Source organism: Nocardia cyriacigeorgica NBRC 100375, from assembly GCF_000308555.1.
Classification (GTDB): Bacteria; Actinomycetota; Actinomycetes; order Mycobacteriales; family Mycobacteriaceae; genus Nocardia; species Nocardia cyriacigeorgica.
In genome coordinates, this window is the sequence record NZ_BAFY01000071.1 from 1 (window position 1) to 15,633 (window position 15,633).

Genomic DNA, 15,633 nt, shown 5'->3' on the forward strand with positions numbered 1-15,633 from the left:
TCCTCGGATGTCGGCGCAGACCGCGCATGCGCTCATGCAAACGCACCGGCGGTGCAGTATCGAAGACTGCCCGCATAAGCGGGATGCGTATCGGACGTTGGTCGCGGTCGGGGCGATCACCCCGGATCAGCGGGCCGAGCGGTATGTGCGGTGACCGACCCCGACGATGAGCCGTGCGGGTGGGTTCACTGGGATGACGGCACCTGGTCGACGTTGGATATGTATGGGATGCCGAGCGAACGGCGCACACTCGAGGAGATGATGGAGGGGCTATATCGGGATGAAGACACCTGATCAGCAAATGAGATACCGGGATGGAACGGGGTCGGCGCGGACCTTCGTTCGCGTGGCCGAACTCGTCGACACCAGCGCCCGCGTGCCGCACATCGACTACGCCGAATGGCGGGCCGATATGGACGCGATGATCGACCAAGGAATCCCCGGCCGGGAATGAATCCGACCAGAGCGGCCCGGTCGGATCCGTCTCGATTCAGCCGGCACTGTCCGGCAACCGATATGCCACGATGCCCCCTGCCGCTTGTGAATGCGCAGGGGGCATCGAGTTCTCCCGACGGACCGGGGGTAACTCAGTCCAGCGGCCCGATCACCGACTCCGCACCGGCGAGCAGCGCACCGGAAGCCGCGAGTTCGACGGCCTTTTCGATCTCGGGCGACAGATGGCGGTCGGTCCCGGGGCCTTCGATGTGCTCGCGCAGCACCGCGCGCACGGCGGCGGTGGCCGGCGACGGCTCGAGTGGGGCGCGCAGGTCCAGCGCACGGGCGGCGGTCAAGGCTTCGATGGCCAACACCCGCGTCAGTCCGTCGAGCGCGCGGCGCAGCTTGCGGGCCGCGGACCAACCCATGGACACGTGGTCTTCCTGCATGGCCGACGACGGGATCGAATCCACGCTTGCGGGGGCCGCGAGGCGCTTGAGCTCGGAAACGATGGCCGCCTGGGTGTACTGGGCGATCATGTGCCCGCTGTCGACGCCGGGATCGTCGGCCAGGAACGGCGGGAGGCCGTGGTTGCGGGCCTTGTCGAGAAACCGGTCGGTGCGGCGTTCGCTGATGCTGGCGACGTCGGCGATCACGATGGCGAGGAAGTCCAGCACATAGGCGACGGGGGCACCGTGGAAGTTGCCGTTGGATTCGACTCGGCCGTCGAGGGTGACGACCGGGTTGTCGACGGCGCTGGCAAGCTCGCAGGCCGCCACTCGCTCGGCGTGGGCGAGGGTGTCGCGAGCACCGCCGGCGACCTGGGGTGCGCAGCGCAGGGAGTACGCGTCTTGGACGACGGTGCAGTCGGGATTGGCGTGGCTGGCGACGATGGCCGAATCCTTCAGCAGCCGAGTCATATTCGCGGCCGCTACGGCCTGGCCGGGCTGCGGGCGCAGGGCTTGCAGGTCGGCGGCGAAGACCTTGTCGGTGCCGAGCAGGCCCTCGACGCTCATCGACGCGGTCATGTCGGCGAGCTGGAGCAGCTTGCGCAGGTCGTGGCAGGCGAGGACCAGCATGCCGAGCATGCCGTCGGTGCCGTTGATCAGGGCCAGGCCCTCTTTCTCCTCGAGTTCGACCGGCTCGATGCCTGCGGCGGCGAGGGCCTGAGCTGCGGGCATGAGCTCACCGGCGGCGTCGCGCACGGTGCCCTCACCGAGCACCGCCAGCGCCACATGTGCGAGCGGGGCGAGATCACCTGAGCAGCCGAGGCTGCCGAACTCGTGCACGACGGGCGTGATGCCCGCCGACAGCAGCGCGGCATACACCTGCGCCACCTGCGGCCGCACACCGGTGCGGCCGGTGGCCAGCGTGGACAACCGCAGCAGCATCAGCGCGCGCACCACCTCCCGCTCGACCTCGGGGCCCGAACCGGCGGCGTGGGAACGCACCAGGCTGCGCTGCAACTGCTTGCGCAGTTCGAGCGGGATATGCCGGACCGCGAGCGCGCCGAACCCGGTGGACACCCCGTAGACCGGCTTCGGGTCGGCGGCCAGGGCCTCGATCCGCTTGCGGCTCTCCGCGAGCGCCGACAGCGCGTCCTCCGAGAGCTGGACCGGCGCGTCGTACCTGGCCACCCGCACCACGTCTTCGGGTGCCACCGGACCGGTCCCGACGATCACCGGATCGGCATTGCCCGCCACAGCTCGCTCCGCGCGCGGCAAGGTCTCCATACTCACGATTGTTCTCCGTTTCGAAATAGGTAGAAGGGCGAATGTTCAGGCCGTCTCGGGCACGGGCGCGACAACCGGTTCGACCTGCGGCTCGGCCGGTTGCGGACGCACCCAGCGGCGATAGGCGAGGAACAGCAGCGCCAGCCACACCACACCGACCACCAGCGCGACCCGGCTGTCGTCGTCGAAGGCGATCACGCCGATCACGAACACCAGGAACCCGATGGTGATCAGCTGCCCGTAGGGCCAGAACGGCACCGGGAACTTCAAGGCGGCGGCCTCCTCGGCGCTCATCCGGCGCCGCGAGCGGTAGTGCGAGAGCAGGATCATCAACCAGACGAAGATGGTCGCGAAGGTGGCGATCGAGGCGATCACCAGGAACACCTTGTCCGGGATCAGGTAGTTGAGCAGCACGCCGACCAGCAGCGTGATCGTCATGATGACCACCGTCATCCAGGGCACGCCGTTGCGGGAGACCTGCTTCATGACCGCGGGCGCCTGGCCGCGCTGGGCCATCCCGTACATCATCCGGCCCGCGCCGAAGATATCGCTGTTGATGGCCGACAGCGCCGCGGTGATCACCACGATGTTGAGCACGGTCGCCGCCGGGCCGATGCCCAGGCCGGAGAAGATCTGCACGAAGGGGCTGCCTTCGGAGCCGATGCTCTGCCACGGGTTGATCGCCATGATGACGGCCAGCGTCAGCACGTAGAACAGCATGATCCGGACCGGGACGGTGTTGATCGCGCGCGGGATCGTGCGCTCTGGGTTTTCGGCTTCACCAGCGGTGATGCCGATGATCTCGGTGCCGCCGAAGGCGAACATCACGATCGCGAAGCAGGCCACGAATCCACCGAACCCTTCGGGGAAGAATCCCCCGTCCTGCCACAGGTGGCTCACGCCGGTGCTGGTGTCGTGCACGCCGAAACCGAAGATCAGGATGGCGATGCCGCCGGCGATCATCGCGAGGATCGCGACGATCTTGACCAGGCTGAACCAGAACTCGACCTCGCCGAACACCTTCACGTGCAGCAGGTTGATCGCGCCGATGAAGAAGATGATCGCCAGCACCCAGATCCAGCGCGGCACGTCGGGGAACCAGAAGCCCATGTACACGCCGAACGCGGTGACGTCGGCGAGGCAGACGATGATCATCTCGAAGGTGTAGGTCCAGCCGGTCATGAATCCCGCCAGCGGCCCGAGGTGTTTGCTGGCGTACTCGCCGAACGACCCGGAGACCGGGTTGCTCACCGCCATCTCCCCCAGCGCCCGCAGCACGATGTAGATCGCGGCGCCACCGATCAGGTAGGCCAGCAGCACCGAGGGCCCGGCGCGTTTGATCGCCTCGGCCGACCCGTAGAACAGGCCGGTCCCGATCGCCGATCCGAGTGCGATGAATCGGATGTGGCGGGCGGTGAGGCCGCGCGTCAGCGCTTCGGCGGTTGTGTTCACACCAAACTCCCGGGTTCGAAAAGGGGCAGCGGTCGAGCAATGCGGTTCGAGCATCGATGTGCGTGGGGTCACATCGGCCCTACATGTATAAGCCTGTCTATACAGGAATGTCAACGTCCCCCGGCTCGCCACTCTCGCGGTTCGATTCGCTCTGGACAAATTCTGCGATCCAGGTCATAGTCACTTCATGCCATCTAGTGGCATTCAACTTTCACCAGATGAAATTTCGAACCTTCGAGGAGCCCCTCGTGACCGTTGACCTACTCGATCGATCGCTCGATTCGACCGACCTCCGCCGCACCGTCCGCGACTTCGCGAACGCCGAGATCCTGCCGGGCGCCGCCGGCCGCGACGAATCGCGGCAATTCCCCGCGGAACTGATCCGCCGCCTCGCCGAACAGGACCTGATGGGCATCTCGGTGCCCGAGGAATTGGGCGGCCTCGGCCTGTCGACCCGCGCCCAACTCGTCGCCATCGAAGAGGTGGCCCGCGCCGACGCCGCACTCGCCTCGATCTACACCGCCCACTACCTCGGCCTCGAGCCGATCCTGGTCGGCGGAACCGCCGAACAGCGGCAACGCTGGCTGCCCGCGCTCGCTTCGGGACAGCAGCTGGCCGGGTTCGCCCTCACCGAACCCGACGCGGGCTCGGACATCGCATCGATGCGCACGGTGGCACGTCGCGCCGAGGACGGCTGGCATCTGAGCGGGGCCAAAACCTTCATCTCCAATGCCCGCGAGGCCGACCTGCTCGTGCTGTTCGCCAAGACCGACCCGGAGGCCGGATTCCGCGGCATCACCACCTTCGCGGTGCCGAAGGGCACGCCCGGCATCTCGTTCTCGGAGCCGCAGGACAAGCTGGGTATCCGCTCGGCGCCCACCTACACCGTGTACCTCGACGACGTCGTCCTCCCGCACGACGCGGTGATCGGCACCGAAGGCCGCGGCGGCAATATCGCCCTCACCGCACTCAACCGCGCCCGCATCGACGTCGCCGCCATGGCCAACGGAATCGCGTTACGCGCCTGGGAACTCGGCCGCGAGTACGCCGCCGAACGCAAGCAGTTCGGCCATCCGATCGCCGAATTCCAGGCCATCCAACTGCTGCTCGGCGCCTGCGATGCCGAGCTGGTGTCGGCCCGGGTGACCGCCGATTGGGCCGCCGATGTGAAGGACGCGGGCCAGGACCTGCGCCGGGCCGCCTCGATCGCGAAGTACACCGCCACCGAAGCCTGCTTCCAGATCGTCGACCGAGTGGTGCAGATCCACGGCGGCGCGGGCTTCATGCGCGAATCCGAAATCGAGCGGCTCTACCGCGACTGCCGCATCCTGCGCATCTTCGAGGGCACCTCGCAGATCCAGCTGCTGACCATCGCCGGCAACGCTCCCGCCACCCGCTCACTCGACTACTGAGAGACCATCATGAACGCACTACCCCCGCTCGACGGCGTCCGCGTCGTCGACCTGTCCCGGGTACTGGCCGGGCCGTACTGCACCGCACTGCTGGCCGACGCCGGCGCCGACGTGGTGAAGGTGGAGGCCGTGGCCGGTGAGGACGCCCGCCACCTCGGCCCGTTCCGCGACGGCGAGAGCATCTACTTCACCGTGCTGAACCGCGGCAAACGCTCGATCGCACTGGACTTGAAGTCCGCGGACGGTCGCGACGCACTTCTGCGGCTGATCGAGGACGCCGATGTCGTGGTCGAGAATTTCCGCCCCGGCGTCACCACCCGCCTCGGCGTCGACTACGCGGCGGCTCGCGCGCGCAACCCACGCATCGTCTACGCCTCCATCTCCGGATTCGGCCAGCACGGACCGATGTCCGGGGCCGCCGCCTACGACCTGGTCGTGCAGGCGCTGTCGGGCATCATGAGCATCACCGGTTCGCCCGAATCCGGGCCGACCCGGCTCGGCGAATCGTTCGGCGATCTGATCGCGGGCCTGTTCGCGGCATGGGGCATCAGTACCGCACTGCTCGCCGCCAGGGCGACGGGCGTCGGCCAGCATCTCGATATCGCGATGTTCGACAGCATGCTCGCCATGCTCCCGACCGCACACAGCCAACTCCAGGCCACCGGCACCGCGCCGGAGCGAGTGGGCAACCGGCATCCGATCTCGACCCCGTTCGACACCTACCGGGCCGACGACGGCCTGTTCGTCCTCGCCGTGGCGAGCCAGGCCGGTTTCGAGAAGCTGGCCAGAACCATGCAGCGCGAGGATCTGGTCGCCGACCCCCGCTTCGCCGACGACACCGCACGCACCCGAAACGAGCCCGCGCTGCGCAAGGAAATCGAGAACTGGGCCGCCGGACGGAGCGTCGCCGAGATCGTTGACATCCTCGGCGCCGCCGGTTTGGCGAGCTCGCAGGTGTGGGATGTGGCGCAGGCGCTCGGCTCGGAGCTGGCTCGCAGTCGCGGCGTGGTCGAGTCCTTCGAGCATCCGGCGGCGGGGACCGTAAGCTACGTCCGTCAACCCGTCGTCTTCGGCGGCAGCGCGCGGCCGCCGGTGCGGCGCAGCCCGCTGCTGGACGAGCATCACGACGAAGTGCTCGCAGAGCTGCGGCGCTAGCCAGGCTCCCGGCGCATGGAGGAAACAGGAATGGCTCCCGGCGAGGTCACCCGCAGTGTGAGCCGGACCTTCGAGTTGCTCGGCGCCATCATCGAGCACGGCGGCCTGACCCTCGCCGACGCCGCCAAGGCCACCGACCTGGCCACCAGCACGGCACTACGGCTGATCCGCAGCCTGGAGCAGACCGAATTCGTGCTGCGCGGCGAGGACAACGTCTACCGGGTCGGGCCGCGCCTGTTGCAGATCGGCGCGCGCGCCATCGCCGACAACCAGCTGGTGCTGCGCGCCCGTCCGGCGATGATCGAGATCGCCGAGACCACCAGGGAATCGACCTATCTGTCCGCGCCGGGCCCGCGCGGCACCGCGCTCTACATCGCCCAGGTCGAGGGCACCTACGCCATCCGGCATATGGGCTGGGTCGGCCAGACAGTGCCGCTGACCGGGACCGCCGTGGGCGCTGCCCTACGCGGTGAGGTCGGCGCCGAGGGCTATGCCATCGCCCACGACACCCTCGAGGAGCATTCGACCGGTGTCGCCGCTCCGATCCATGACGCGACCGGGCGGATCGCCGGGGCGCTGAGCATCATCGGCCCCACCTTCCGCCTCGACGACCGGACCTGTGCCGAGCACGGCCGGGTTCTGGTCGACCATTGCGCCCGGCTCTCGGCCGAGCTGGGTCGCAGCACCACATCGCACTGATCCGACCCCGATCACCACCACGCCCGGATTCCCAGCCTCTTGACAGCCTGTCTATACAGGCATATACATATCCGGGGTGGCGTGATCCAACACACAGCATCGAACCGTTGTGAAGGGCGCCGCAAGCCGAGTCGCCCCGCAGTGATTTCGCCGCAGAAAGTCAGGCACAGCCATGAAGAACGACGGCACCCAAGAGGACCTGCTCACCCTCGAACGTCGCACGATCGACGTCGTCCCCGACAACGAGCGCCACGGCACCCCGCGCAGCCAGTTCACGCTGTGGTTCGGGGCGAATATGCAGATCACGGCCATCGTCGACGGCGCGTTGGCCGTCGTCTTCGGCGCCGACGCCATCTGGGCCATCCTCGGCCTGCTCATCGGCAACGTCTTCGGCGGTGCGGTGATGGCGTTGCACTCGGCGCAGGGACCCAGGATGGGACTGCCGCAGATGATCTCGAGCCGCGCGCAGTTCGGCGTCAAGGGTGCGGTGGTGCCGTTGGTGCTGGTGATCCTGATGTACCTGGGCTTCGCCGCGACCGGCACCGTGCTCGCCGGCCAAGCCGTGAACAAGGTGCTCGGCATCGACAACCCGACGATCGGCATCCTGATCTTCGGCGGGCTCACCGCCTTCGTCGCGATCACTGGGTACCGGCTGATCCACATGGTCGGTCGGGTCGCCACCGTCATCGGCATCATCGGTTTCACCTACCTGGCCGTCCGGCTGTTCACCGAATACAACGTCGGCGACTACATCGGCATCGTCGGGTTCGACGCGGTGACGTTCCTGCTCGCGATCTCCCTCGGCGCCGGCTGGCAGCTCACCTTCGGACCCTATGTCGCCGACTACTCGCGCTACCTGCCGCGCAGCACCAGCGAACGCACCACCTTCTGGTCCACCTTCCTCGGCAGCGTCATCGGTTCGCAGTGGTCGATGACCTTCGGTGCGCTGGTCGCGGCCGTCGCGGGTGATGCCTTCCTCGGCAATCAGGTCGGGTTCATGGGTGAGCTGGCCGGGCCTGCCGCCATCGCGTTCCTGATCTACCTGGTGATCGTGGTCGGCAAGCTGACGGTCAACGTGCTCAACGCCTACGGCGGGTTCATGTCGATCCTCACCACCGTCACCGCGTTCAACGGCCGCTCGCACATCTCCACCACCGCGCGCACCCTCTACATCCTCGGCTTCGTCGGGGTATCGATGCTGATCGCGATCGCCGCGAGCGCGGACTTCCTGGAGAACTTCAAGAATTTCGTGCTCGTGCTGCTGATGGTGTTCACCCCGTGGAGCGCGATCAACCTGATCGACTACTACCTGATCTCCAAGGAACGCATCGATCTGCCCGCGCTCTACGACCCGAAGGGGCGCTACGGATCATGGAACGTGCCTGCGCTGGTCTGCTACGCGCTGGGTGTCGTCGCCCAGATCCCGTTCCTGGCGCAGAAGATGTACACCGGGCCCGTCACCGAGATGCTCGGCGGCGCCGATATCTCGTGGATCGTCGGCATCGTGTTCACCGGCGTCATCTACTACCCGGTCGCCAAGCGCACCAACAACCCGCCCGCGCAGATGATCTACCCCTCGCACACCGAGATGGTCGACACCCGGATCTAGGAGTCATCCATGGCAACCACGGCACTGACCGGCATCGGACTGCTCGTCACCAATGACCCCGCCCTCGGCGACGGACCGCTCGGCCTGCGCCGCGACGCCGCGATCGTCTTCGAGGACGGCGTGGTGGCGTGGGTCGGTGATTCCGCCGACGCACCCGCCGCCGACATCGGCCACCACCTGGACGGGCGTGCCGTACTCCCCGGATTCGTCGAATCACATTCGCACCTGGTGTTCGCCGGTGATCGAGCCGAGGAATTCGCGGCCAGGATGTCCGGGCAGAAGTACGCGGCCGGCGGCATCCGCACCACCATCGAGGCCACCCGCGCCGCCACCGACGAGCAGCTCGGAGCGAACGTGCGGCGGCTGATGGACGAATCGCTGCGCGCCGGAAGCACCACGGTCGAATGCAAATCCGGGTACGGGCAGTCGGTCGCCGATGAGCTGCGCAGCGTGCAGGTCGCGGGTCGCTACACCGACGAGGTGACGCTGCTGGCCGCGCACGTGGCGCCGCCGGAGTATGCCGGGCGGATCGACGAGTACGTCGCAATGGCGGTCGCCGAGATGATCCCGAAATGCGCACCGCACGCGAAATGGATCGACGTCTTCTGCGAACAGGGCGCCTTCGACCGCGATCAGGCGCACGCCGTGCTGACCGCGGGCATCGCGCACGGGCTGATCCCGCGCGTGCACGGCAATCAGCTGAGGCAGGGACCGGGCGTGCAGTTGGCGGTTGAGCTGGGCGCGGCCTCGGTCGACCACGTGACCCATGTGAACGCCGCCGATATCGACGCCCTCGCGCACAGCGACACCGTGGCCACCCTGCTGCCCGGCGCCGACTTCTGCACGCGCAGCAGCTATCCCGACGCACGGGCCTTGCTCGACGCCGGAGTGACGGTGGCGCTCGGCGCGGACTGCAATCCGGGCACGAGCTACACCACCAGCCTCCCGTTCTGCATCGCCATCGCGGTCCGCGACATGCACATGACGCCCGACGAGGCGGTGTGGGCGGCAACCGCGGGCGGTGCCCGCGCGCTGCGGCGCACCGACGTCGGCACGCTCACCCCCGGCGCCCGCGCCGACGCGCTCGCCCTCGACGCACCCACCCATCTGCACCTGGCCTACCGTCCCGGCGTGCCGCTGATCAGCCGAGTGTGGCGCAACGGCACACTCGCCTACTCGAACTGAGGAGCCGACGATGCAACCCAGCTGGACCGGCCGAACCGACGGCACCACACCCGAACACCTGCGCTGGCACCAGGTCGTCGAACCGTACGGCGCCGGCGTCGAGCCCGGCGCCTGCGTCTTCGTCGGATTCGCCAGCGACGAGGGCGTGCGGCGGAACAAGGGCCGCGTCGGCGCGGCGGCCGGGCCGGATGCGTTGCGCCGAGCCCTGTCCCCGATGGCCTTGGCGTCCCCGCACCGAGCCTACGACGCGGGAACGGTGACGGTGTCGGACGCGAGATTGGAGGAGGGGCAGCGCGCACTCGGCGCCGAAGTGAGCACGCTGCTCGACGCCGGCCACTTTCCGGTCGTGCTCGGTGGCGGGCACGAGATCGCCTACGGCACCTACCTCGGCGTCGCGGGTTCCGCGCGCGGCCGAGCTGCCGGCCGCATCGGAATCCTCAATCTCGACGCCCATTTCGACCTGCGCGGCGAACCCGTGCCGAGCTCCGGCACCCCGTTCCGGCAGATCCTCGAGGCCGACGCCGGCGTGCGCTACGCCGTGCTCGGCATCAGCCAGCCGAGCAATACCGCCGCGCTGTTCGACACCGCGGCGAAATACGACGTGCGCTATCTGCTCGACGACGACTGCGATCCGGAGTCCGCGCTCGGCTTCGTCGAGGACTTCCTGGCCGAGATCGACCTGCTCTACCTGACCATCGACCTCGATGTCCTGCCAGCGTCGGTCGCGCCGGGCGTCAGTGCGCCGGCGGCCTTCGGCATTCCGCTCGCGACGATTCAGGCCGTCTGCGATCGCGTGACCGCCAGCGGGAAACTGGCCGTCGTGGATGTGGCGGAGCTGAATCCTGGGCTGGATATCGACAACCGGACCGCGCGGACGGCGGCGCGCTTGATCCACCGGATCGTCACGAAGCACGTGCCGTACAGCGCGAACCCGAGCTGAACGCGGTTAGGCTCCCCGTGCCGGGCGGATAAGCCGCCGCCCCTCCAGGCCGCCCCGTTCGCCGGGCGCCGCATCGATCGCATACCCGGCGACCTGTCCGTCGTTCCCATGCCGGGGCAATGGAGACGGCCGGTTCCCCGATCACCGCCCGTTAATCTCGAACGCGTGACCAGCGAACCTCACGAGGCAGCCGTCGAGCTGCTCGACACCGTCACCGAATCGACGCGGCACCTGCTCGCCACCATCGACTCACTGGACGACGCGGCTCTGAAGGAGCCGTCGTTGCTGCCGGGCTGGAGCCGCGGCCATGTGCTGGCCCACCTGTGCCGCAATGCCGACAGCCTGGTCAACCTTTTCCTCTGGGCCCGCACCGGCGTCGAAACGCCCCAGTACGCCAGCACTTTCATCCGCGACCACGATATCGAGGAAGGCGCCCCGCGCCCGCTGGCCGAGCAGCGCGCCGATTTCGTGGAGTCGGCCGCACGATACGAAGGCATGGCCCGGATCCTCACCCCAGAACAGTGGCAGGCCGAGGTCCGGACCCGTCAGGGCCGGCCCATCCCCGCCACCGAGGTGGTGTGGATGCGCTGGCAGGAAGTCGAGGTCCACCATGTGGACCTGGCCGCCGGCTACACCCACACCGACTGGCCCGCCGAGTTCGTCGACCGGCTGCTGCCCGAGGTTGCGACTGCGCTGAGCCCGTCGGCCACGGAGCCGTTCGAGATCGTCACGCCGGGATTCACCACCACCGTCGGCGCGGGAACCCCCTCGACGACCGTCATCGCGCCCGCCGCCGACGTCCTCGTCTGGCTGCTGGGCCGCGACGCCCCCGCCGCCCTGCCGCAACCGCTGCCTCCGGTGCCCGACTGGAAGTAGCGCGAGTGGTGCCCGGCAACCGTCAGGACGTGCCGGCCGCCGGGCACCACCCGCGGGTCGTCAGGCGGCCTTGCCGGACCAGCCGTGGTGGGTCAGGCGGCTGTGCGGGGCGACGGTCGCCACCGGGGCGCCGGTGCAGTTGTCGGAGGCGAAGAGCAGGAAGGGGCGGTCGCTGCGATTCTCGACCTCGATCTCCCGGGGGAACCCGCTGGCCCAGCACTGGTCGAGGTTGCTCAGCTCCATCGTGCCGTCGATCATCACCACTTGCCTGCCGTCGCCGCCGCCCCCGAACGAACCGGTCGGGAAAGCCGAGGCGGACGGCGCCACGACGGACACCGCGGCCACGGTGAGAGCACCTATGCACGAGAGCATTCCAAGTTTCACGACCGGGAGCCTACGGGTGAGGCAGCGGCGTTCCCCACCACTGGCGAGCTTCGGCGGCCGGCGCGCGGGGGTTCGAGCGGAGAGTCTCGAAGGGCATATAAGCGGCCGCTCAGTAGCGGCGCCGATCGGGCGGCGAATGTATGACGAAAGTATCCCCTGAGGCCAGAAGAAGGCCCCTCCCGAATGGGGAGGGGCCTTCTGATGTGCGCCCGAAGGGATTCGAACCCCTAACCTTCTGATCGATCCGCGCGTACGCCACTGTCCGCGACAGTCCACGATAGATGCTGTACCGCAACATTTTTCGGGATACTTGGCGAAAGAATGTGCGCGAGAATGCGGGCCTGTATGCCTACGTTTGTGGCCCCAAAGTAGCCCCCATCCCATCTCGTGGCATGAACCTGGCCGGGCGCCCACCCGCCTGTAGAGGCTGGTGCAGCCCACTGGCACCCACCATCCGACCGCCTAGCCAGGCCGCTCGACACCACCCCTGAAGGAGCGTAATGACGATCACAATCGTGGCGATCTCTTGAGAGCGGCAACTTACCGGCAGGCAGGAAGAGAGACGGACTTGACTAAAACTAAAACCCCACAAAACGGGAAGCGCCGGATCGCGGTGATGCATCCGATTTACCTTGATACACCGATGATGCTCAGCTTCATAGCCACCCTGGAAGGTGGGTTCAGCATGCTTGCAGAATTCACCGAATCTCAGCAGTCATCGAAATCAACTGAAGCAGGCGGCGAGGGCGGCGCCGGCACTGGCGAAGTTGTGAGCATGCTTGGATTGAAAATGGATACCGCAGGAAGATTTACCAGATCCACGGCGACGGATAGTTCAGCAGAGCAACGATTCACCCGCGAGCACACTTCAGCATCCCTATTCAACCGCCTTTATACGCAGCTAGACGAATTGAACCTAATAACTAGAGCTGACGAGATCGGTACATTAGCCTCAGTTGAAATTGGAGACATTGTTGAGATACGCGGCGTCATCTCTGAGAATCCCATTGAAATAATCCTTAGGACAATGGATCGACTGCTTCCGCTCATCGCGAAGACATCAGTCGAGGCCGAAGAGTCGACTCCGCTGAACCGTCAACAGCGGAGGGCATTGACGGCCAATCAGCGAGAAGAGCTGGACCGACAGGCAGCCGAGGTGGCGGACAAACAGGAGAACCTTGGCCAGTTGACCGAGATCGTGGAGTTCCTGCGTGAGGACCTGAACGAATCCCCCGTAGTCGACCTCAGGTTGCACAGCGACATTTCAGCAGGACTAATAACGGCTGATCGAGAGTTCTTCTCGAACTCGTCGAGCGCAATGCTGGTTGATGGAACATTCAACGTCATCGGCAAGGTAACAGGAGTCACCACAGATGAGGGCTCCGAGACAAACATAATGAGGCGCGGTGCAATAGCCGGCATGAAGCCAGTAATGAAAATATTCTCCCAACTTGAGGATGAAATGAGTAGCTTGATCGATCTCCCGTCAACAGAAACGACAATCACCGGGCGATGTTTGCAAATAATTCCGCTCGCGATCTTCATTTAGTGGGTCTCCGGTACTGGATGGTTTGGCTTGGTGGGTGGTGGGCTGCGCGTGACGGGACTGGCTTCACGGCCTGCCCCTTAGGGCCTGCCTTTCGCGCGTAGAGGCTCCGGGGTCAAGGGTGGGCTTGCCCATCACGCAGTGACGCGCAGCGCCCTTGATGTTGAAGGGGCGCGGGAACACAATGCAGGCCACCACCTGCCAGGGCCACGCGGCCGGAGGACGCGCAGTAGTTCGGCAACCCGCCTCGGGCGGGGGTGAGAGGGGGCCGAAGCCCCCTGTCGGGTTAGTCGTCGTCGCGGGCGGTGAGGGCTTCGAGGTAGGCGGCGTGGCAGGCGGTGCAGGCGTGGTCGTGTTCGTCGCCGGGCACGTAGTACGGGAGGGTGGTGGTGGCGGGGTTGGTGCAGCCGGGGGTGGTGCAGGCGGTGGGGTGGATGGTGGCGTTCATGGTGAGGGTTCCTCTCTGTCCAACGAGCACCACGACGACGATCACGCCGATCACCAGCAGCCCCACCGAGGGCTGGCAGTTGCTGCGCCAAGGGTCGGTGGAATCTGGGCTCCGCCCGGACCAGGCCGGACCCGCCCTCGCAATGGCTCGGCGGCCGGGGGTCGCGCGGCACCCTTGCCCTCTTGAAGGTCACCGCAGCCTGAGGCTGGGACTGTGCCGCGTGGCCCCCGGCCGTCGACACCGCTTGGCCGTTGCGAGGGTGGGGCCGGTCTGGTACGCCATCGGCAGATTCCGTCGGCCCGGACAGAGAGGAACACGGTGAACGCCACCAGCCGCCCTGTCGGGCACCGGCCCCGGCTGCACCAACCCCGCCTGGTGACCCACGGGCTAGGTGCCCGGCGACGAACACGACCACGCCTGCACCGCACCGCAACGCAACCCGAAGCCCTCACCGTCCACGGCACCCCACCGCGGCTTCCTCGGCAAAGTCCCCGTCTCGGACCGGACCACAGCCAGGCCCCACGTACGAGGCCGGCGATTCGTGGGCGAGCTGCGGGAGAGCAGGCCCGGTAGGGCACACGACGTGCCCAGCACTGCCCGGTCGAATGACAAGTGCGGCAGGGCTGGCGGTCTCCGTGCTGCCACGTCGCCAAAGTGGATCCGTGACCGCCGAACAGGACCGGACGCTCCTGGGCTAGCGCGTCGCGCCGCCGACGTGCCGACGCGCCGGGACTGCGAGGTACGAGCGAGTCCCGCTGCGCGTCGTAGCGCGGCGGCGGCGCGAAGCGCCGCCGCAGGCGCTCTTGATCCTGTATGGCGAAATTCGGCAACCACTCGCGGAACGTGAGGCGCACACGGACAATCGAGCCCATGACTGCGCTCGCGTTGACACCGGAACGTCGCTCGGAACTGGCTGCCCTGCTCGGGGACGAATCGCGGTTGCAGGCCGAGTTTCCCAAGGTGGCGGAGTATCTCGATACCGCGCCGATGCTGGCAGGCACCGGTGATCAGGATGCTGATGCCGCGTTCGACCTGCGGTTCGTGCATTACATGACCGGCGGAGGCGAGCAGTCCGCAAACCCGTACTGGGACATCGTGGCTCCGTCTGTCGCGGTCGACGGGGGACGCCAGGTGGTGAACGGGGGGAATCCGAGTGGCAGCGTCCGACTGGGCTTCGTGCAGACGATCTTGCAGAGTGCGTACGCCTACGCGATTCCGTCGCCGGAAACGCTGAGCTGGGTCCGCACGTTTACCGATGGCCGGCGCGTAGTCGAACTGGGCGCAGGCCGTGGCTACTGGGCGAAACAACTGGCTGACCACGGCGTCGATGTACGGGCGTTCGATTCCGAACCGCCGAACAGCACGGCGAACCCGTCGTTCCCGGACGCCGCAGGCCAGCGAACCGTGTGGTACCCGGTGTCGGGCCTCGTTGAATTCGACGCAGAGCTGGACGGGGAATCAGTGCTGTTCCTCTGCTGGCCGCCGGGCTGGGGGAACACGATGGCCTCCGACGCGCTGGAGAAGTTCGAGGCTCGGGGCGGCCGTCGCGTGATCTTCATCGGGGAACCGCAGGGCGGCAAGACCGGCGATGATGCGTTCTTTGCCCGACTCTCGGACGCATGGACGCTGGAATCCGAAGATTCGCAGCATGTCTCGTGGTGGAACCTCAGGGACGTTGCTCAGGGCTGGGTGCGAACCGGATAGCCAGATACGAAAGATGGCCCGATCGGCTATTCGACCGGGCCATCTTCGGCGAGCT

The 15,633-nt window shown here is 67.1% G+C and carries 13 protein-coding genes; 9 read left to right on the top strand and 4 right to left on the bottom strand.

Translation table 11 applies throughout. From position 1 onward, the window contains the following. Positions 1-587: 587 nt before the first annotated feature. Together hutH and RJ05_RS06180 are read right to left on the bottom strand one after the other, a co-directional pair. Entirely contained in the window at positions 588-2,168 is a 1,581-nt protein-coding gene (hutH, locus tag RJ05_RS06175; protein WP_051016290.1) for a histidine ammonia-lyase, read from the bottom strand. A 45-nt stretch (positions 2,169-2,213) separates the two neighbouring features. Further along, on the bottom strand, positions 2,214-3,620 hold the full coding sequence (locus RJ05_RS06180; RefSeq protein ID WP_036534169.1) for an amino acid permease: 1,407 nt from the start codon (positions 3,618-3,620) through the stop codon (positions 2,214-2,216). A gap of 218 nt (positions 3,621-3,838) precedes the next feature. Here RJ05_RS06180 and RJ05_RS06185 point away from each other — a divergent pair, with 218 nt between their 5' ends. The 7 genes from RJ05_RS06185 (at position 3,839) to RJ05_RS06215 (ending at position 11,496) form a co-directional block, all read left to right on the top strand. Further along, entirely contained in the window at positions 3,839-5,032 is a 1,194-nt protein-coding gene (locus RJ05_RS06185; protein ID WP_051016293.1) for an acyl-CoA dehydrogenase family protein, read from the top strand. Between the two features lie 9 nt (positions 5,033-5,041). Then, the gene (locus RJ05_RS06190; protein ID WP_036534172.1) at positions 5,042-6,187 is read left to right on the top strand and encodes a CaiB/BaiF CoA transferase family protein; all 1,146 of its coding nucleotides are present in this window, start codon (positions 5,042-5,044) and stop codon (positions 6,185-6,187) included. Between the two features lie 30 nt (positions 6,188-6,217). After that, complete coding sequence (locus tag RJ05_RS06195) at positions 6,218-6,886, top strand: IclR family transcriptional regulator (RefSeq protein WP_036534175.1); 669 nt, start codon at positions 6,218-6,220, stop codon at positions 6,884-6,886. 172 nt (positions 6,887-7,058) lie between these two features. Then, positions 7,059-8,495: a purine-cytosine permease family protein gene (locus RJ05_RS06200; protein ID WP_036534177.1), complete on the top strand. Its 1,437-nt coding sequence runs from the start codon at positions 7,059-7,061 to the stop codon at positions 8,493-8,495. Positions 8,496-8,504: 9 nt separating this feature from the next. Continuing rightward, the gene (gene hutI / locus RJ05_RS06205; protein WP_036534179.1) at positions 8,505-9,680 is read left to right on the top strand and encodes an imidazolonepropionase; all 1,176 of its coding nucleotides are present in this window, start codon (positions 8,505-8,507) and stop codon (positions 9,678-9,680) included. Positions 9,681-9,690: 10 nt separating this feature from the next. Then, positions 9,691-10,620: a formimidoylglutamase gene (gene hutG, locus RJ05_RS06210; RefSeq protein WP_036534181.1), complete on the top strand. Its 930-nt coding sequence runs from the start codon at positions 9,691-9,693 to the stop codon at positions 10,618-10,620. Between the two features lie 165 nt (positions 10,621-10,785). Next, positions 10,786-11,496, top strand: a complete 711-nt coding sequence (locus tag RJ05_RS06215; protein ID WP_036534182.1) for a maleylpyruvate isomerase family mycothiol-dependent enzyme — start codon at positions 10,786-10,788, stop codon at positions 11,494-11,496. 60 nt (positions 11,497-11,556) lie between these two features. On the opposite strand, the gene RJ05_RS06220 is transcribed toward RJ05_RS06215, so the two are convergent. Beyond that, positions 11,557-11,841, bottom strand: a complete 285-nt coding sequence (locus RJ05_RS06220; protein ID WP_036534184.1) for a hypothetical protein — start codon at positions 11,839-11,841, stop codon at positions 11,557-11,559. A 655-nt stretch (positions 11,842-12,496) separates the two neighbouring features. On the opposite strand from RJ05_RS06220, the gene RJ05_RS30700 reads away from it, so the two are divergent. Further along, positions 12,497-13,429 (top strand): DUF6414 family protein, encoded by a 933-nt coding sequence (locus tag RJ05_RS30700; RefSeq protein WP_217998995.1) that lies wholly within the window; start codon positions 12,497-12,499, stop codon positions 13,427-13,429. Between the two features lie 283 nt (positions 13,430-13,712). On the opposite strand, the gene RJ05_RS06230 is transcribed toward RJ05_RS30700, so the two are convergent. After that, on the bottom strand, positions 13,713-13,874 hold the full coding sequence (locus RJ05_RS06230; protein ID WP_156090798.1) for a hypothetical protein: 162 nt from the start codon (positions 13,872-13,874) through the stop codon (positions 13,713-13,715). An 870-nt stretch (positions 13,875-14,744) separates the two neighbouring features. Here RJ05_RS06230 and RJ05_RS06235 point away from each other — a divergent pair. Next, complete coding sequence (locus tag RJ05_RS06235) at positions 14,745-15,578, top strand: class I SAM-dependent methyltransferase (RefSeq protein ID WP_036534191.1); 834 nt, start codon at positions 14,745-14,747, stop codon at positions 15,576-15,578. Positions 15,579-15,633: the final 55 nt, after the last annotated feature.